The organism is Streptomyces sp. TRM68416 (assembly GCF_014596915.1).
Classification (GTDB): Bacteria; Actinomycetota; Actinomycetes; order Streptomycetales; family Streptomycetaceae; genus Streptomyces.
Window position 1 is genome coordinate 116,197 of record NZ_JACVWU010000005.1, and the last position, 16,478, is coordinate 132,674.

Genomic DNA, 16,478 nt, shown 5'->3' on the forward strand with positions numbered 1-16,478 from the left:
CGTTATGGAACGCGGAGCGGGAGCGGGGGCGGTGGGTGTCAGGGGACGGGACGGGCCGCCAGCCAGGTGGCGTAGGCGTCGCTGCGGGCCGCCGCGCCCGCGTGCGCGATGCGTGCCTGCGCCAGCACCGTGGCGGCGGTGTCCGGCTGCTGTGTCGCCGCGTGCCAGCCGAGCAGATGCCGCCAGGTCAGCGGTGTCCCGGCGAGCGGCCGCACGGCCAGTTTGGGCGTCGCCGGGAACGTCGCCCGGCACAGGCCCGCCGCCCGGCCGACCTGTACCAGGTGGACCAGGGAGGCGGTGTCCGTCTCGTACATGCGGCGCGGGGTGAACCCGGAGCGGGCGCACGCCGCGGTGAAGCAGTCGCCGAAGCAGCCGTCGCCGGGCACGCAGGCCCACTCCTCGTCGGCCAGCTCGCCCAGCCGGACCTCGGGACGGTCCGCGAGGGGGTGGTCCTCGGACAGCATGGCGAAGACCGGGTCCACGGCGACCTCCCGCCAGACCAGCCGGTCGTCACCGGGCGGGGCCGCGGAGCCGCAGACCCCGGCGAGCGCGTAGTCGAGCCGGCCCTCGGCGAGCAGCGCGGCCAGCTCCCGCTCGGACCAGGACGCGCAGGTCGTCACCCGCGCGTCGGGCGCGATGTCCGCGAGCCGGTCGACCAGGGCGCCGAGCAGGGGACCGTGGGTGCCGCCCAGCCGGAAGCGGCCGGCGGTGCGGGAGGCGCGGGCGAAGCGGGCCGCCTCCTGCTGGAGTTCGGTCACCGCGGGCAGCACGATCCGGCTGCGTTCGAGGACGAGTTCGCCGAGTGCGGTGGCGCGCACACCGTGTCTGCCCCGCTCGAACAGGGCGCCTCCCAGGGCCCGTTCAATCCGTTTGAGCTGGGCGCTCAACGCGGGCTGAGCGAGGCCGAGCACCGTCGCCGCGCGGGTGAGGCTGCCGGCGTCGGCGATGGCACGGACCGTCTTGAGATGCCGCAACTCCAGCTCCATGAGGGGAGCTTGCGCCGGGGGAGGGGAGAGGGCAAGAGGTTGGTCCAGACCAAAATGCGGGCCCGAAGAGGGCGACGACGGAGCGGTACCGGTTCGATCACGGGTTCGATACGGGCCGGTGACCGGCTTGTGGGGGGCGTGGCGGTCCGCCTAGGAAGGAGCGATCCAGGTGATCGTCCGACGAGAGTGAGCCCGTGAGTACCGTCCCGCCCCCCGAGCAGCCGGGGGACCAGCCGTCCCTCTCCGACGAGCAGCTGGAGGCCTTCCTGCGCGATGCCGCGGAGGGGGGTGGAAGCGCCGCTCCGAAGGAGCCCTCGGCCCGGGCGCGGATGGTGACCCAGCGGCTGCGCGAGCAGGACGAGGCGGCGGGACGGGGCCGTAAGCGCCGCCTGGGGCGCAAACCGACGGCGCCCGCCGAGCCGCCCGGCTGGCGCACCGGCCCCGCCTGGCAGGAGATGAACGGAACCAGGGCCCGGCGGCGCCGGGTGTGGTCGGCCGTGGGCGTGGTGCTGGCCGTGGCGGTCACCGTGGTCGCCGTCCGCCCCTCGGTCCTCCTCGACCGCCTCCCCGGCGGCGCGTCCAAGGCCGCCGCCGAACCCTCCGTACTGCCCGCCGAGACGGCCCTCCCGACCGCCCCGCCCGGCACGGCCGACGAGGCCGGGCTGCTGGCCACCGTGGACAACCCGTTCCGCGGGTCCCCCGCCAGGGCCTGGGCCGCGGGCCCGGACGCCATCGAACTGCCGAAGGCGAAGGCGGTCGGCGGGATGACCGAGCAGGACGTGGAGCTCGCGCTGCGCCGCACCAAGGAGTTCCTGGTCGCGACCAACCTGGACCCGAAGGTGCTGCGCGGCGGGCAGCCCACGGAGGCGATGGCCCTGCTCGACCCGGAGCAGCCGAGCACCCTGGCGAACTTCCGGAAGTCGTTGCGGGCCCCGACCGAGAAGGCCGATCCCATCGGTCTGGTGAGCCGCTTCGACCCGGACGAGGTGCGGGTCGCCGGGGACGTGGTGAAGGTGCGGGGCCATCTGACCTTCGAGGGCGGCAAGCCCGGCCAGGTGCTCGTGCACGCCGACTACACCTTCGTCTATCCGCTGGTCAGGCCGGACGACGGAGCCGAGACCGTCGCCCGCACCATCGTCCGCCGCGAGCTGACCCTGCTGCTGGCCGACCCGGCGAAGTGGATGGCGACCGAAGGGAAGCTCGCCGTCAGCGAGTACGCCGTCGACACCTTCAACAACGAGTGCGACGTCCACGACGGGTACCTCCACCCCGTCTTCCCCGACGCCGCCCCGACAGGCGCGCCGGCCACGGGCCCGGCCAAGGACCCCTACGACCGCAGCGAGCCCCTGAGGGCGCGCCAGCACGAGGGCTGCGGGCAGGTCACTCGGACCTGACCGTGACGCGGGCGGCGACCCTGGCGTACACCAGGGTCGCCGCCGCGACGACGGTGGCGAGGAGGGTGAGGGCGAGGATGCCCAACAGGGCGGGCCACTGGCGGAGTTCGCTGTCGCAGCGGCTGTCCTGCGGGACGGGCTCGAACAGCGGGCCCTTGCACGGCGGATCGTCCACGGAGTGGTACGACGGGCCCGCGGTGCCGTAGGACACGATCATCAGGTAGGCGAACAGCAGCCACATGGCGACGGCGACGCAGGTCCACGCGATCGCCCGTCTGTTGAGCCTGCGGGCATCCTCACGTCGAGCTCCGGTTGGAGCCGGAGGCAATAAAACGGGGGAAGGTGCCTATGCGCGTCATGAGTCGTGGACGGCTTCCGGCGCTGGCCGTGGCCGGGTCGGTGGTCGCGGGAGCGCTGGTGGGCGCCGGTACGGTCGCCTGGCAGGCCGAGCTGCCGCCCTTCGCCGACGGGCCCTGCTGGGGAGCGGTGACGGAGCGGGACGTCGACGAGCTGCTCGGCGGCTGGGACACCGAGGCGGAGGCGGTACGGCCGGAACGGACGCCCGAGGGACAGCGCTCGCTGGACGGCAGGTGCCGTATCCAGAGCCATGACGGCGACCGGCCCGGCCGGCAGATCGACATCCGGGTCCACCGGCTCGACGGGCCGCGCGACGACACCGTCGTGTGGTCCGACGAGTTCCTGTCCTCCCGGCTGACCCCGCTCGGCGACGACCTGGTGGGCATGGCCTCGGACACCCGGGCCTGGGTCGCCCTGCCCTCCGACTGCGTCCGCCCCGGCCGGTTCGACGGCCCCGGCATCGTCGATGTCTCCATGGGCGACGACGAGATCGGCAACACCGAGGACCCGGAGAAGCGGGCCCGGCACCACAAGGCGCTGGCCCGCACCGCCGTCCACGCCGCGAACGCGGCCATGGCCGAACTCGGCTGCTCCGGCTCGCTGCCCTCGCCGGGGGAGCCGGTGGAGGTGCCGGACTTCCAGGAGGCGCGCGGCGACTTGTGCGGCATCGAGGGCGTACGGCTGCCGAAGGAGCACGCGGGCTCGGGGGCCCGGATGCGGACGGGTGCGGAGGGCTCCGTACGGACCTGCGACATCGTCTCCGGGTACACGGAACATCCCCAGTTCCGGCTCCAGACGGTCCGGGAAGCCGACCTCACCGGTCCGCTCATCGCCGCGACCCTGTACGCCGGGCCCGGCATCAGGAACGGCGACGGCTCGAAGGCGGTCGGCGCCTACTCGCCCACGCTGGCGGCGGTGCACGCGGAGTGGGAGGGGAGACGGTCGTCTTCCTCGCGCGGCAGCGGGAGGGGACACACGGCTACACGTTCATCCGCCAGGTCTTTCCGGCGTACGTGGCCGCGGAGGCCGAGCGGCTGGGGTGCGAGCCCGGGGAGATCACGATCCCTGACTGACGTTCACGGCTCCTGGTAGAGCGGCAGGTCCTCGGTCGAGATGGTCCAGTCGCCGATGGTGACGTCCTCGCCGTAGACGAAGTCCTTGCGGGTGGCGTAGCGGGGGCCGTCGGGGGTGGGGTGGATGTCGGTGAGGACGGCACCCGTGCCGGTACGGGGGTCGAAGATCGCGTAGACGGGGACGCCGATCAGGGGGTAGTCGCGGAGCTTGGAGACCCAGTCGTTGTCGGGGTTGGAGCGGGAGACGATCTCTACGGCGGCGACGAGCGAGCGGGGATCGAAGGATCCGTCTCCCTCCATCTCCGTCTCGCTGATCACCATCACGTCGGGACGGCGCATGACGCCCTCGGGTTCGTCCTCGACGTCGGGCTCGCCCGTGTGGGCCACGAGCGCCTCCGGCATCACCCGTTCCAGGCGCTTGCGGACACGCAGCACGGTGAGTTCGTGCGGCTTGGAGGGCGACATCATGTCGAGGACGATCCCTTCCTTGGTGATCTCGAACTTGCCGGGAAGGGTGTCGTCCGTGGAGTGCACGAAGTCCCGCATGGCCCGGTAGAGGTGGGAAGCGCCCCGCTGTGCGTTGTCCGGTGCGATGGTCATGGCGCTCGCTCCTCGTCTGTGCCCAGCGGCAAGGATCGTCGCTCTCATGCTAGGCGGCCTCCGGGAGATCGGTTCGGCAGTCGCGGCAGCGGCCGGGGGCGGGTGCGCGGAAGGCGCGGTCGCAGCCGTCGCAGGTCTGGAGGGGGTGCCGCTGCGGTGCCGGTGCCCCGAACGGGGGTGGGGGCGGGAGCCGGTCGGCCAGGCGGTGGGCCAGGAGGGCGGCCGGGCGGCACAGGCGCTCGGGGGGCAGGTCGGCGGTGAGGGCGTGGCGTACGGCGTCGGGGCTGACGTCGCGTTCGAGCCAGGCGGCGACGCCGGGGGCGAGGTGGGCGGTGTCGTGGGCCGAGATGAGCAGGCGGGGGTCGTGGCCGCGGAGACCGGCGAGGAGGTCGGTGGCCTGCTGGAGGAGTTCGGGGGCGGGACAGGCGGGCCGCGGGACGGCGGGGAGCGGCTTCTTGCGGGTCGGACGCGGCGGGCGGGGCTTCTTCGCCGGGCGGGGCCGTTCTCGCGGTGGCGTCCGGGCTGGTTGCAGGACGTGGTGCGGGTGATGATGCGGCCACCGGGCAGGCGTTCGCGTTCGCGGCGCAGGTAGCCGTGGGTTTCCAGTTCGCGCAGGGCGGCGGAGATGCGGGTGGCGCCCTCCTGGAAGCGGGCGGTGAGGGTCTTGATGTCCACGCGGGCACCGGCGGGGAGGGACTGGATGTGCAGGGCCAGCCCGATCGCGACGAGTGACAGGTCCGGGTGCTGGGCGAGGTGGTTGCCGACGACCGTGAAGCGGGTGGTGTGGCGGGTGTGGTCGTGGACCAGGCCGCCCGCGTGGGGGTGGTTTCTGCCCGTGACGCGGGACTGGGCGCGCGAGGGCGCGCTAGGGTTCTGGGTATCCATCGGGAAGGTTGTCTCTTCCTTGGTGGTCAGGCCCTCGCACTGGGATTGCCGTCCCGGCGAGGGCCGTTGCATGTCTGCGGTTGTGTCGCGTCGTGCTGCGCTGCGGCGAGCGTAGAGCACGCAACCTGCTTCGAATCCAGTCGAGTTGGCATATTCACCCGTCAGGGTGAGGCGTGCTCGGGGCCGGGAGTAGGGGTGGGGTTTGGTCAGGGGTCCTTTCCCTCTCGTGTTCCTTGGGAAAGACCGCCCGCGCCGCCGAAGCGCGGGATTCCGTGCTCCGGAGGCAGCGCGACTTCGGCCCACACGGTCTTGCGGGGCGCGGGGCCACGGCTGACTCCCCAGCGGCGGGACAGGGCGTCCACGAGGGCGAGACCCCGGCCCGACTCGCAGTCGGCGGAGGGCTGTTGCACGCGGGGCACTCGGTCACCGTGGGTGTCGGTCACCTCGATGCGGAGGGTGTCCCCCACGACGTAGAGCGTGAGCCGGAAGTCGCGGCCCGGGACTCGGCCGTGCGTGGCGGCGTTGGCGGCGAGTTCGCCGACGATGTGCGCGGGGGTCTCGAACGGCAGTCCCCAGGTGCGGAGTTGCTCGGTGGCGAGGAGTTTGGCGAGACGGGCACCGCGGGGTGTGGGGGACAGTTGGATGCTGAAGTTGCGGATGAGGCAGTCGGGTTGGACGGGTGGCTCGGCGGTTTCTTGATTCACGTCACTCAGCGTGGCCGCGTGTGCCTACCGTGAACAGTGACGACGCCGTTGCGTGCCGTGACTGTCCAGTCGTTGTCCTGTGGTGTCCAGGCTGTCGGGGCGGTGCGGGCGGGTAGAGGCGTCGCGGCACGGTCGTACGACGGAGGGGTACGGGATGTCTGTGGAGGCCGGTCGGCTCAGGACCGAGGCGGACGAGCCGGGGTGGGAGGTCGACCCGGACGACGAGTGGGGCGTCGCGGTGATCGCCACCGTCGGGCGGCAGCTGAAGCTGCGGCGGGAGGCGGTGGGGATGCGGGCCGGTGAGTTCGGGGTGGCGATCGGGTACGGCGAGGACCTCGTCTACAAGATCGAAGGCGGGAGGCGGATCCCCCGGCAGGAGTACCTGATCCGCGCCGACGAGGTGCTGGAGGCCGGCGGACTGATCGCAGCGACCTGGGAGGACGTGAAGAAGGTCCGGTACCCGAAGAAGGTACGGGAGCTGGGGAAGCTGGAGGCGATGGCCGTTGAGATCGGGGTGTACGAGTGCAACATCATCGCCGGGCTGCTCCAGACTCCGGAGCACGCGAGGACTGTGATCGAGGCCGCGCAGCCGCCGTATCCGCCGGACGACGTGGAACGCATGGTGGCCGCTCGTCTGGCCAGGCAGTCCGTCTTCGATCGGGACCCGGCTCCTTCTATTCACTTCGTCTTGGAGGAGGCGCCCCTGCATCGACAGGTCGGGGGCACAATGGTGTGGCGACGGCAGCTCGAACGTCTGCTGGAAGTTGGGCGGTTGCGCAATGTCACGCTTCAGATCATGCCGACGAACACCGAAGCCCATCCGGGGTTGGACGGCAGGATCGAGTTGTTGAAGTTCCCGGACGGGACGGCAGTGGGGCGCGGCGACGGTGCCTTCGGAGGTCGTCCGACCTCGGAGCCGAAACAACTCCGCATCCTTGAGCTGTGGTATGGCATCATCCGGGCGCAGGCGCTCTCTCCACGGGAGTCGCTGGCCTTCATCAAGCAACTGCTGGGAGAAACATGATCCGCAAGACCGCTGCCAGGGACGGCTCCGACCTGGCGTGGTTCAAGAGCAGTTACAGCGGCGGCACCCAGGGTGACTCCTGCGTCGAGATCGCCGTAGCCCCCCGCACCATCCACGTCCGCGACTCCAAGCAGGACAACGGTCCCCAGCTCACCCTCGCCGCCTCCTCCTGGGCGGAGTTCGTCTTCTTCGCATCGAACATTTGACCTCTGAATTCCTTATGCGCCTCGACGGGGGCATGCTTGCGTACTTCCGAGACATGGCGGAAGAAATGGTGACGAGGTTCGGCATCTCCCGGGCCGAGGCCGTGGCGAGGATCAACGAGCGGTACCGGGATTCCGAAATCTCTTCCTACCCGGATCTCATGTGCCACGAGCTTCCGGAGTACTGGGCCTATGGCCTGTACTACTGCCCGGATGACTCGGGTCGACTGCCGACCGGCGATGAGGACGACGATGAGTCCATCGACTTCTCGGCCCTGAAGGTACGCCCCGCTCCCGTACCGGGCTCGCCCGCCTGGACGATCAAGGGCTGAGTGTGCGCCGGATGTGCCGATGGTTTGACCTGCGTCACTCTCGGGGTATTCTCTCCGGCTCGATTGGCCAGGGCCCTGCCCCATATGGCAGACTGTCGGAGTTGCTCGGTCGAGTGTTGATGCTGCGCGCCTCCCGCCGGGAGGACCGGAAGCGAGTCCCACAGTACTCGTCGCCCTAACTGTCGTAAGGCAGCGCTGGGGCGGACGTACGGGAATCTTCCGGGAAGTGTCAGTGCGGCGCCGGCCAGGCACCCGGTGGGCCTTCCGCCCTCGGCTTGCGGTTCCGGAAGGGCCGTGCTCCCAGGCAAGGGATGTTCGAACAAGGGGCATCTGTGTCAGCGGGAGCGCGACACGCCCGACCGCGTGGGTCGGAGGGGCGGGCAGAGGAACACCGGGTTCCAGAGCGTTACGAGACAAAGGACTACTGAGTAGCCATGGCGGGACAGAAGATCCGCATCCGGCTCAAGGCCTACGACCACGAGGTCATCGACTCCTCGGCGAAGAAGATCGTCGAGACGGTGACCCGCACTGGTGCGTCGGTCGCGGGCCCGGTGCCGCTGCCCACTGAGAAGAACGTGTACTGCGTCATCAAGTCGCCGCACAAGTACAAGGACTCGCGCGAGCACTTCGAGATGCGCACGCACAAGCGCCTGATCGACATCCTCGACCCGACGCCCAAGACCGTTGACTCTCTGATGCGACTCGACCTCCCGGCCGGTGTCGACATCGAGATCAAGCTCTGAGGGTCGGTGATCTGAGAATGGCTAAGCAGATCAAGGGCATCCTGGGCGAGAAGCTCGGCATGACGCAGGTGTGGGACGAGAACAACCGTGTTGTTCCGGTCACCGTCGTCAAGGCCGGCCCCAACGTCGTCACCCAGGTCCGTACGAACGACATCGACGGCTACGAGTCGGTCCAGATCGCCTTCGGCGAGATCGACCCGCGCAAGGTGAACAAGCCCCTCAAGGGCCACTTCTCCAAGGCCGACGTCACCCCCCGCCGCCACCTCGTCGAGATCCGTACCGCTGACGCCAGCGAGTACACCCTCGGCCAGGAGATCACCGCCGAGGTGTTCGAGGCGGGCGTCAAGGTCGACGTCACCGGCAAGAGCAAGGGCAAGGGCTTCGCCGGTGTCATGAAGCGCCACAACTTCGGTGGCCTCGGCGCCGGTCACGGCACCCAGCGCAAGCACCGCTCCCCCGGTTCCATCGGTGGCTGCGCCACCCCGGGCCGTGTGTTCAAGGGCCTCCGCATGGCGGGTCGTATGGGCAACGAGCGGGTCACCACCCAGAACCTGACCGTCCACGCCGTTGACGCGGAGAAGGGTCTGCTGCTCATCAAGGGCGCGGTTCCCGGTCCGAACGGCGGCCTCGTCCTGGTCCGCACCGCGGCCAAGGGGGCCTGAGGTAACCGATGAGCACTGTTGACATCCTTTCGCCGGCTGGCGACAAGGCCGGTTCCGTCGAGCTCCCCGCGGAGATCTTCGACGTTGAGAAGATCAGCGTTCCGCTGCTTCACCAGGTCGTCGTCGCACAGCTGGCCGCTGCCCGCCAGGGCACGCACAAGACCAAGACCCGCGGCGAAGTCCGTGGTGGTGGCAAGAAGCCTTACCGCCAGAAGGGCACCGGTCGCGCCCGTCAGGGTTCGACCCGCGCGCCGCAGTTCGCCGGTGGTGGCGTCGTGCACGGTCCCGTGCCGCGTGACTACTCGCAGCGGACCCCGAAGAAGATGAAGGCCGCGGCCCTGCGCCACGCCCTCACCGACCGGGCCCGCAACAACCGCATCCACGTCGTCTCCGGCGTCATCGAGGGTGAGACCCCCTCGACGAAGGCCGCCAAGACGCTGTTCGGCAAGATCTCGGAGCGCAAGAACCTGCTCCTGGTCGTCGAGCGCGCCGACGAGGCCGCGTGGCTGTCCGCCCGCAACCTGCCCCAGGTCCACATCCTGGAGCCGGGCCAGCTGAACACGTACGACGTTCTCGTCTCGGACGACGTGGTCTTCACCCAGGCCGCCTTCGAGTCCTTCGTGTCCGGCCCGAAGGCCAATGACACCGAAGGGAGCGAGGCCTGATGGCTATCCGTCACCCCGCCATTGCCTCCAAGGCCGCCAAGGCCGCCAAGGCCGCGCGCGTCGCCAAGGCGCGTCGCCACGCCACGGAGGGCAAGAACACCGTCGAGACCCCGCTGAGCAAGTCCTTCACGGACCCCCGTGACGTGCTGCTCAAGCCGGTCGTCTCCGAGAAGAGCTACGCGCTCCTCGACGAGGGCAAGTACACGTTCATCGTCGACCCGCGTGCCAACAAGACCCAGATCAAGGAGGCCGTCCAGGCGGTCTTCTCGGTCAAGGTCACCGGGGTCAACACGATCAACCGCCAGGGCAAGCGCAAGCGCACCCGCACCGGCTTCGGCAAGCGTGCGGACAGCAAGCGCGCGATCGTGACCCTCGCCGAGGGCGACCGTATCGACATCTTCGGCGGTCCGACCGCGTAAGCGGGTCGGATCGTCCGATATCGGACGAGGACTGAGAAATGGGAATCCGCAAGTACAAGCCGACTACGCCGGGCCGTCGTGGTTCCAGCGTCGCCGACTTCGTCGAGGTCACGCGGTCCACGCCGGAGAAGTCGCTGGTCCGCCCGCTGCACAGCAAGGGCGGCCGTAACAACGCCGGTCGTGTGACCGTTCGCCACCAGGGTGGCGGACACAAGCGCGCCTACCGAGTGATCGACTTCCGTCGTCACGACAAGGACGGCGTGCCGGCGAAGGTCGCGCACATCGAGTACGACCCCAACCGCACCGCGCGCATCGCGCTGCTGCACTACGCCGACGGCGAGAAGCGCTACATCCTCGCGCCGCGCAACCTGCAGCAGGGCGACCGCATCGAGAACGGTCCCGGGGCCGACATCAAGCCGGGCAACAACCTGGCGCTCCGCAACATCCCGGTCGGTACCACGATCCACGCGATCGAGCTCCGTCCCGGTGGCGGCGCCAAGTTCGCCCGCTCCGCCGGTGCCTCCGTGCAGCTGCTCGCGAAGGAGGGCCAGATGGCCCACCTGCGCATGCCCTCCGGTGAGGTCCGCCTGGTCGACGTGCGCTGCCGCGCCACCGTCGGCGAGGTCGGCAACGCCGAGCAGAGCAACATCAACTGGGGTAAGGCCGGCCGCAAGCGCTGGCTGGGCGTCCGCCCGACCGTTCGCGGTGTGGCGATGAACCCGGTTGACCACCCCCACGGTGGTGGTGAGGGCAAGACCTCCGGTGGTCGCCACCCGGTCAGCCCCTGGGGTCAGAAGGAGGGTCGTACTCGTTCGCCGAAGAAGGCTTCGAACAAGTACATCGTCCGCCGCCGCAAGACGAACAAGAAGCGCTAGGAGCGGGTTTAGATGCCGCGCAGTCTCAAGAAGGGGCCCTTCGTCGACGACCACCTGATCAAGAAGGTGGACGCCCAGAACGAAGCCGGCACCAAGAACGTCATCAAGACCTGGTCCCGTCGCTCCATGATCGTGCCGGCCATGCTCGGCCACACGCTCGCGGTGCACAACGGCAAGACCCACATCCCGGTGTTCGTCACCGAGTCGATGGTCGGCCACAAGCTCGGCGAGTTCTCGCCGACGCGCACCTTCCGGGGTCACGTCAAGGAAGACCGGAAGTCGAAGCGCCGCTAGTAGCGGATCGCATTCAGACACGTAAGTAACTGAAGGGACAACCATGGAAGCCAGGGCCCAGGCGCGGTACATCCGCGTCACGCCCATGAAGGCCCGCCGCGTGGTGGACCTCATCCGTGGCATGGACGCCACGGAGGCCCAGGCCGTCCTGCGATTCGCTCCGCAGGCAGCCTCCGTGCCGGTCGGCAAGGTGCTGGACAGCGCCATTGCCAACGCCGCGCACAACTACGACCACACCGACGCCGACAGCCTCTACATCTCCGAGGCCTACGTCGACGAGGGCCCGACCCTGAAGCGGTTCCGTCCGCGCGCCCAGGGCCGTGCCTACCGGATCCGCAAGCGGACCAGCCACATCACCGTGGTCGTCAGCAGCAAGGAAGGAACCCGGTAATGGGCCAGAAGGTAAACCCGCACGGGTTCCGGCTCGGTGTCACGACCGACTTCAAGTCGCGTTGGTACGCCGACAAGCTGTACAAGGACTACGTCAAGGAAGACGTCGCCATCCGTCGGATGATGACGTCCGGCATGGAGCGCGCCGGTATCTCGAAGGTTGAGATCGAGCGCACCCGTGACCGTGTCCGCGTGGACATCCACACCGCGCGTCCGGGCATCGTCATCGGCCGCCGCGGCGCCGAGGCCGACCGCATCCGCGGTGACCTGGAGAAGCTGACCGGCAAGCAGGTCCAGCTGAACATCCTCGAGGTCAAGAACCCGGAGACCGACGCTCAGCTGGTGGCCCAGGCCGTCGCCGAGCAGCTCTCCTCCCGCGTCTCCTTCCGCCGTGCCATGCGCAAGAGCATGCAGTCGGCGATGAAGGCGGGCGCCAAGGGCATCAAGATCCAGTGCGGCGGCCGCCTCGGCGGCGCCGAGATGTCCCGCTCGGAGTTCTACCGCGAGGGCCGCGTGCCCCTGCACACGCTCCGCGCGAACGTGGACTACGGCTTCTTCGAGGCCAAGACGACCTTCGGCCGCATCGGCGTGAAGGTCTGGATCTACAAGGGCGACGTCAAGAACATCGCCGAGGTCCGCGCCGAGAACGCCGCTGCCCGTGCGGGTAACCGCCCGGCCCGCGGCGGTGCCGACCGCCCGGCCCGTGGTGGCCGCGGTGGCGAGCGGCGCGGTCGTAAGCCGCAGCAGGCTGCCGGCGCCGAGGCCCCCAAGGCCGAGGCTCCCGCTGCCGCTCCGGCTGAGAGCACCGGAACGGAGGCCTGACCGTCATGCTGATCCCCCGTAGGGTCAAGCACCGCAAGCAGCACCACCCGAAGCGCAACGGTATGTCCAAGGGTGGGACGCAGGTTGCGTTCGGCGAGTACGGCATCCAGGCGCTGACCCCGGCCTACGTGACGAACCGCCAGATCGAGGCGGCTCGTATCGCGATGACCCGCCACATCAAGCGTGGCGGCAAGGTCTGGATCAACATCTACCCGGACCGTCCCCTCACCAAGAAGCCGGCCGAGACCCGCATGGGTTCCGGTAAGGGTTCGCCGGAGTGGTGGATCGCCAACGTCAAGCCCGGACGCGTCATGTTCGAGCTGTCGTACCCCAACGAGAAGATCGCCCGTGAGGCTCTGACTCGCGCCGCCCACAAGCTGCCGATGAAGTGCCGGATCGTCAAGCGCGAGGCAGGTGAAGCGTGATGTCGGCCGGTACCAAGGCGTCCGAGCTGCGCGAGCTGGGCAACGAGGAGCTTCTGGCGAAGCTCCGCGAGGCCAAGGAAGAGCTGTTCAACCTCCGCTTCCAGGCGGCGACGGGGCAGCTCGAAAACCACGGCCGTCTGAAGGCGGTCCGCAAGGACATCGCGCGGATCTACACCCTGATGCGCGAGCGTGAGCTGGGCATCGAAACGGTGGAGAACGCCTGATGAGCGAGAAGAACGTGACTGAGAACGCAGAGGCCCGCGGCTTCCGCAAGACCCGTGAGGGTCTGGTCGTCAGCGACAAGATGGACAAGACCGTCGTCGTCGCCGTCGAGGACCGCGTCAAGCACGCGCTGTACGGCAAGGTCATCCGCCGTACGAACAAGCTCAAGGCTCACGACGAGCAGAACGCCGCGGGTGTCGGCGACCGCGTCCTCCTCATGGAGACCCGGCCGCTGTCCGCGACGAAGCGCTGGCGCGTCGTCGAGATCCTCGAAAAGGCCAAGTAAGTCTCCTGCGGGGCATCCCTCGCAGGACAGTTCCGCCAGGCTCCAGGGGTCCGCTCGCTGAGCGGCCCCTGGGGAACCGGCAGACAAACAGGAGATAGACGTGATCCAGCAGGAGTCGCGACTGCGCGTCGCCGACAACACTGGTGCGAAGGAAATCCTTTGCATCCGTGTGCTCGGTGGCTCCGGTCGCCGCTACGCGGGCATCGGTGACGTCATCGTCGCCACCGTCAAGGACGCGATCCCCGGTGGCAACGTGAAGAAGGGTGACGTCGTCAAGGCGGTCATCGTTCGCACCGTCAAGGAGCGCCGCCGTCCGGACGGCTCGTACATCCGCTTCGACGAGAACGCCGCCGTCATTCTGAAGAACGACGGCGACCCTCGCGGCACCCGTATCTTCGGCCCGGTCGGCCGTGAGCTGCGCGAGAAGAAGTTCATGAAGATCATCTCGCTCGCGCCGGAGGTGCTGTAAGCATGAAGATCAAGAAGGGCGACCTGGTCCAGGTCATCACCGGTAAGGACAAGGGCAAGCAGGGCAAGGTCATCGCGGCCTTCCCCCGCGAGGACCGCGTCCTGGTCGAGGGTGTCAACCGGGTCAAGAAGCACACCAAGGCCGGCCCGACCGCTCGCGGTTCCCAGGCCGGCGGCATCGTCACGACCGAGGCCCCGATCCACGTCTCCAACGTCCAGCTGGTCGTGGAGAAGGACGGCAACAAGGTCGTCACGCGTGTCGGTTACCGCTTCGACGACGAGGGCAACAAGATCCGCGTTGCCAAGCGGACGGGTGAGGACATCTGATGGCTACCACCACCACTCCGCGTCTCAAGACGAAGTACCGCGAGGAGATCGCGGGCAAGCTGCGTGAGGAGTTCTCGTACGAGAACGTCATGCAGGTTCCCGGCCTCGTGAAGATCGTGGTCAACATGGGTGTGGGCGACGCCGCCCGCGACTCCAAGCTGATCGAGGGCGCCATCCGCGACCTCACCACGATCACCGGTCAGAAGCCGGCCGTCACCAAGGCCCGCAAGTCCATCGCGCAGTTCAAGCTGCGCGAGGGCCAGCCGATCGGTGCCCACGTCACGCTCCGTGGCGACCGCATGTGGGAGTTCCTGGACCGCACCCTGTCGCTCGCGCTGCCGCGCATCCGCGACTTCCGTGGTCTGTCCCCCAAGCAGTTCGACGGCCGCGGCAACTACACCTTCGGTCTCACGGAGCAGGTCATGTTCCACGAGATCGACCAGGACAAGATCGACCGTACCCGGGGTATGGACATCACCGTGGTCACCACGGCGACCAACGACGCTGAGGGCCGCGCGCTCCTTCGTCACCTCGGCTTCCCGTTCAAGGAGGCGTGAGCGAGATGGCGAAGAAGGCTCTGATTGCCAAGGCTGCTCGCAAGCCCAAGTTCGGTGTGCGTGGCTACACGCGCTGCCAGCGCTGCGGCCGTCCGCACTCCGTGTACCGCAAGTTCGGCCTGTGCCGCGTGTGCCTTCGTGAGATGGCTCACCGTGGCGAGCTGCCGGGCGTGACCAAGAGCTCCTGGTAATCCCTCCTTTTAGGGATTCCCGAAGCTCTCGGTAAGCAATGGGCGTGTCAGGCGCCCTCCTCTCCATGGCTTAGGCTTGGGGGGTTGGGCGCCTGACGGTCGCCCTTACGACTTACTACGCCGTAGGTCCACCGCACCGCACCCGCCTCGTCTCGGATCGAGGAGAGGGATGGGCACCTGGAAACCCCGGCGAGAGAGGCCGAAGGCCAATTCATGACCATGACTGATCCGATCGCAGACATGCTCACGCGTCTGCGGAACGCGAACTCGGCGTACCACGACACCGTGGCGATGCCGCACTCGAAGATCAAGTCGCACATCGCGGAGATCCTCCAGCAGGAGGGCTTCATCACGGGCTGGAAGGTCGAGGACGCCGAGGTCGGCAAGAACCTCGTCCTGGAGCTGAAGTTCGGCCCCAACCGTGAGCGCTCCATCGCGGGCATCAAGCGGATCTCCAAGCCCGGTCTCCGGGTTTACGCGAAGTCCACCAACCTGCCGAAGGTGCTCGGCGGCCTCGGCGTGGCGATCATCTCCACGTCCCACGGGCTCCTCACCGACAAGCAGGCCGGCAAGAAGGGCGTGGGTGGGGAAGTCCTCGCCTACGTCTGGTAGCGGAAGGGAACGGAGGAAACAGCTATGTCGCGTATTGGCAAGCTCCCCATCACGGTTCCCGCCGGCGTGGACGTCACCATCGACGGCCGTACGGTCTCGGTCAAGGGCCCCAAGGGCACGCTGACCCACACCGTTGCCGCGCCGATCGACATCGCCAAGGGCGAGGACGGCACCCTCACGGTGTCCCGCCCCAACGACGAGCGTCAGAACAAGGCCCTGCACGGCCTGTCCCGCACGCTGGTGGCGAACATGATCACCGGCGTGACCCAGGGTTACGTGAAGAAGCTCGAAATCAGTGGTGTCGGTTACCGCGTGACGGCCAAGGGCTCGAACCTCGAGTTCGCGCTCGGCTACAGCCACCCGATCACCGTCGAGGCCCCCGAGGGCATCACCTTCAAGGTGGAGGCCCCCACCCGTTTCTCGGTCGAGGGCATCGACAAGCAGAAGGTCGGCGAGGTTGCGGCCAACATCCGCAAGCTGCGCAAGCCCGACCCGTACAAGGCCAAGGGCGTCAAGTACGAGGGCGAAGTCATCCGCCGCAAGGTCGGAAAGGCGGGTAAGTAAGCCATGGCATACGGACAGAAGATCCTGAAGGGCGACGCCTACAAGCGCGCCGCGATCAAGCGCCGTCACATCCGGATCCGCAAGCGGATCTCCGGTACGGCGGAGCGTCCCCGTCTGGTCGTTACCCGCTCGAACCGCCACATCGTGGCCCAGGTGATCGACGACATCAAGGGTCACACCCTGGCGTCGGCGTCCACCCTGGACACCTCGGTCCGCGGTGGCGAGGGCGACAAGTCCGCGCAGGCCAAGCAGGTCGGCGCCCTGGTCGCCGAGCGTGCCAAGGCCGCCGGTGTCGAGGCTGTCGTATTCGACCGTGGTGGCAACCAGTACGCCGGGCGCATCGCCGCTCTGGCGGACGCCGCCCGCGAAGCCGGCTTGAAGTTCTGAGCCGTTCGTAG

The 16,478-nt window shown here is 68.6% G+C and carries 27 protein-coding genes and 1 pseudogene; 23 read left to right on the top strand and 5 right to left on the bottom strand.

The window, feature by feature from the left end; all coding sequences use genetic code 11:
• Positions 1-38: 38 nt before the first annotated feature.
• Positions 39-986: a LysR family transcriptional regulator gene (locus tag ICC28_RS10295; protein WP_188288171.1), complete on the bottom strand. Its 948-nt coding sequence runs from the start codon at positions 984-986 to the stop codon at positions 39-41.
• A gap of 194 nt (positions 987-1,180) precedes the next feature.
• Between ICC28_RS10295 and ICC28_RS10300 the strand changes: the two genes are divergently transcribed.
• Positions 1,181-2,380: a hypothetical protein gene (locus tag ICC28_RS10300; protein WP_188288172.1), complete on the top strand. Its 1,200-nt coding sequence runs from the start codon at positions 1,181-1,183 to the stop codon at positions 2,378-2,380.
• On the opposite strand, the gene ICC28_RS10305 is transcribed toward ICC28_RS10300, so the two are convergent.
• Positions 2,367-2,621 carry a hypothetical protein gene (locus tag ICC28_RS10305; RefSeq protein ID WP_188288173.1) on the bottom strand — a complete coding sequence of 85 codons (255 nt, stop codon included), beginning with the start codon at positions 2,619-2,621 and terminating at the stop codon, positions 2,367-2,369. The genes ICC28_RS10300 and ICC28_RS10305 overlap by 14 nt on opposite strands.
• Before the next feature lie 116 nt (positions 2,622-2,737).
• On the opposite strand from ICC28_RS10305, the gene ICC28_RS10310 reads away from it, so the two are divergent.
• Positions 2,738-3,829: a hypothetical protein gene (locus ICC28_RS10310; protein WP_188288174.1), complete on the top strand. Its 1,092-nt coding sequence runs from the start codon at positions 2,738-2,740 to the stop codon at positions 3,827-3,829.
• Here the strand turns inward: ICC28_RS10310 and ICC28_RS10315 are convergent.
• From ICC28_RS10315 to ICC28_RS10325, 3 genes and pseudogenes are all read right to left on the bottom strand, one after another.
• Positions 3,814-4,410 carry a Uma2 family endonuclease gene (locus ICC28_RS10315; protein ID WP_188288175.1) on the bottom strand — a complete coding sequence of 199 codons (597 nt, stop codon included), beginning with the start codon at positions 4,408-4,410 and terminating at the stop codon, positions 3,814-3,816. The two genes, ICC28_RS10310 and ICC28_RS10315, sit on opposite strands and share 16 nt — an antisense overlap.
• A 49-nt stretch (positions 4,411-4,459) precedes the next feature.
• Positions 4,460-5,295 (bottom strand): annotated as a pseudogene (locus tag ICC28_RS40435) (helix-turn-helix domain-containing protein).
• 206 nt (positions 5,296-5,501) lie between these two features.
• Complete coding sequence (locus ICC28_RS10325; protein ID WP_188288177.1) at positions 5,502-5,999, bottom strand: ATP-binding protein; 498 nt, start codon at positions 5,997-5,999, stop codon at positions 5,502-5,504.
• A gap of 154 nt (positions 6,000-6,153) precedes the next feature.
• On the opposite strand from ICC28_RS10325, the gene ICC28_RS10330 reads away from it, so the two are divergent.
• The 21 genes from ICC28_RS10330 (at position 6,154) to rplR (ending at position 16,467) form a co-directional block, all read left to right on the top strand.
• A complete protein-coding gene (locus ICC28_RS10330) occupies positions 6,154-7,023 on the top strand; it encodes a helix-turn-helix domain-containing protein (RefSeq protein WP_188288178.1) in 870 nt (289 codons plus the stop codon).
• Positions 7,020-7,229: a DUF397 domain-containing protein gene (locus tag ICC28_RS10335; protein ID WP_188288179.1), complete on the top strand. Its 210-nt coding sequence runs from the start codon at positions 7,020-7,022 to the stop codon at positions 7,227-7,229. Before ICC28_RS10330 ends, ICC28_RS10335 begins: the two co-directional genes overlap by 4 nt.
• The gene (locus ICC28_RS10340) at positions 7,226-7,558 is read left to right on the top strand and encodes a hypothetical protein (protein WP_188288180.1); all 333 of its coding nucleotides are present in this window, start codon (positions 7,226-7,228) and stop codon (positions 7,556-7,558) included. The genes ICC28_RS10335 and ICC28_RS10340 overlap by 4 nt, the downstream gene beginning before the upstream one ends.
• Positions 7,559-7,992: 434 nt before the next feature.
• On the top strand, positions 7,993-8,301 hold the full coding sequence (gene rpsJ / locus ICC28_RS10345; RefSeq protein WP_003948644.1) for a 30S ribosomal protein S10: 309 nt from the start codon (positions 7,993-7,995) through the stop codon (positions 8,299-8,301).
• A 17-nt stretch (positions 8,302-8,318) separates the two neighbouring features.
• Positions 8,319-8,963, top strand: a complete 645-nt coding sequence (gene rplC, locus ICC28_RS10350) for a 50S ribosomal protein L3 (protein ID WP_188288181.1) — start codon at positions 8,319-8,321, stop codon at positions 8,961-8,963.
• Between the two features lie 8 nt (positions 8,964-8,971).
• Positions 8,972-9,628, top strand: a complete 657-nt coding sequence (gene rplD, locus ICC28_RS10355; RefSeq protein ID WP_188288182.1) for a 50S ribosomal protein L4 — start codon at positions 8,972-8,974, stop codon at positions 9,626-9,628.
• Positions 9,628-10,047 (top strand): 50S ribosomal protein L23, encoded by a 420-nt coding sequence (gene rplW, locus ICC28_RS10360; RefSeq protein ID WP_186281134.1) that lies wholly within the window; start codon positions 9,628-9,630, stop codon positions 10,045-10,047. The genes rplD and rplW overlap by 1 nt, the downstream gene beginning before the upstream one ends.
• Positions 10,048-10,085: 38 nt before the next feature.
• Positions 10,086-10,922: a 50S ribosomal protein L2 gene (gene rplB / locus ICC28_RS10365; protein ID WP_188288183.1), complete on the top strand. Its 837-nt coding sequence runs from the start codon at positions 10,086-10,088 to the stop codon at positions 10,920-10,922.
• A gap of 12 nt (positions 10,923-10,934) precedes the next feature.
• Entirely contained in the window at positions 10,935-11,216 is a 282-nt protein-coding gene (gene rpsS, locus ICC28_RS10370; protein WP_023547380.1) for a 30S ribosomal protein S19, read from the top strand.
• Between the two features lie 43 nt (positions 11,217-11,259).
• Positions 11,260-11,607 carry a 50S ribosomal protein L22 gene (gene rplV / locus ICC28_RS10375; protein ID WP_019329637.1) on the top strand — a complete coding sequence of 116 codons (348 nt, stop codon included), beginning with the start codon at positions 11,260-11,262 and terminating at the stop codon, positions 11,605-11,607.
• Entirely contained in the window at positions 11,607-12,428 is an 822-nt protein-coding gene (rpsC, locus tag ICC28_RS10380) for a 30S ribosomal protein S3 (protein WP_014674374.1), read from the top strand. The genes rplV and rpsC overlap by 1 nt, the downstream gene beginning before the upstream one ends.
• A gap of 5 nt (positions 12,429-12,433) precedes the next feature.
• Positions 12,434-12,853, top strand: a complete 420-nt coding sequence (rplP, locus tag ICC28_RS10385; RefSeq protein ID WP_009190136.1) for a 50S ribosomal protein L16 — start codon at positions 12,434-12,436, stop codon at positions 12,851-12,853.
• Positions 12,853-13,077 carry a 50S ribosomal protein L29 gene (gene rpmC, locus ICC28_RS10390; protein ID WP_007494763.1) on the top strand — a complete coding sequence of 75 codons (225 nt, stop codon included), beginning with the start codon at positions 12,853-12,855 and terminating at the stop codon, positions 13,075-13,077. Before rplP ends, rpmC begins: the two co-directional genes overlap by 1 nt.
• A complete protein-coding gene (gene rpsQ, locus ICC28_RS10395) occupies positions 13,077-13,361 on the top strand; it encodes a 30S ribosomal protein S17 (RefSeq protein WP_018543912.1) in 285 nt (94 codons plus the stop codon). The genes rpmC and rpsQ overlap by 1 nt, the downstream gene beginning before the upstream one ends.
• Before the next feature lie 100 nt (positions 13,362-13,461).
• On the top strand, positions 13,462-13,830 hold the full coding sequence (gene rplN / locus ICC28_RS10400) for a 50S ribosomal protein L14 (RefSeq protein ID WP_003998823.1): 369 nt from the start codon (positions 13,462-13,464) through the stop codon (positions 13,828-13,830).
• Positions 13,831-13,832: 2 nt separating this feature from the next.
• The gene (gene rplX / locus ICC28_RS10405; protein WP_003992365.1) at positions 13,833-14,156 is read left to right on the top strand and encodes a 50S ribosomal protein L24; all 324 of its coding nucleotides are present in this window, start codon (positions 13,833-13,835) and stop codon (positions 14,154-14,156) included.
• Positions 14,156-14,713: a 50S ribosomal protein L5 gene (rplE, locus tag ICC28_RS10410; protein WP_077796752.1), complete on the top strand. Its 558-nt coding sequence runs from the start codon at positions 14,156-14,158 to the stop codon at positions 14,711-14,713. Before rplX ends, rplE begins: the two co-directional genes overlap by 1 nt.
• 5 nt (positions 14,714-14,718) lie before the next feature.
• On the top strand, positions 14,719-14,904 hold the full coding sequence (locus tag ICC28_RS10415; RefSeq protein ID WP_003948630.1) for a type Z 30S ribosomal protein S14: 186 nt from the start codon (positions 14,719-14,721) through the stop codon (positions 14,902-14,904).
• Positions 14,905-15,117: 213 nt separating this feature from the next.
• Positions 15,118-15,516: a 30S ribosomal protein S8 gene (rpsH, locus tag ICC28_RS10420; protein ID WP_015658459.1), complete on the top strand. Its 399-nt coding sequence runs from the start codon at positions 15,118-15,120 to the stop codon at positions 15,514-15,516.
• Positions 15,517-15,540: 24 nt separating this feature from the next.
• Positions 15,541-16,080, top strand: coding sequence for a 50S ribosomal protein L6 (gene rplF, locus ICC28_RS10425; protein ID WP_188288184.1), 540 nt, complete (start codon positions 15,541-15,543; stop codon positions 16,078-16,080).
• A 3-nt stretch (positions 16,081-16,083) separates the two neighbouring features.
• Complete coding sequence (gene rplR, locus ICC28_RS10430; protein WP_055632352.1) at positions 16,084-16,467, top strand: 50S ribosomal protein L18; 384 nt, start codon at positions 16,084-16,086, stop codon at positions 16,465-16,467.
• Positions 16,468-16,478 lie beyond the last annotated feature (11 nt).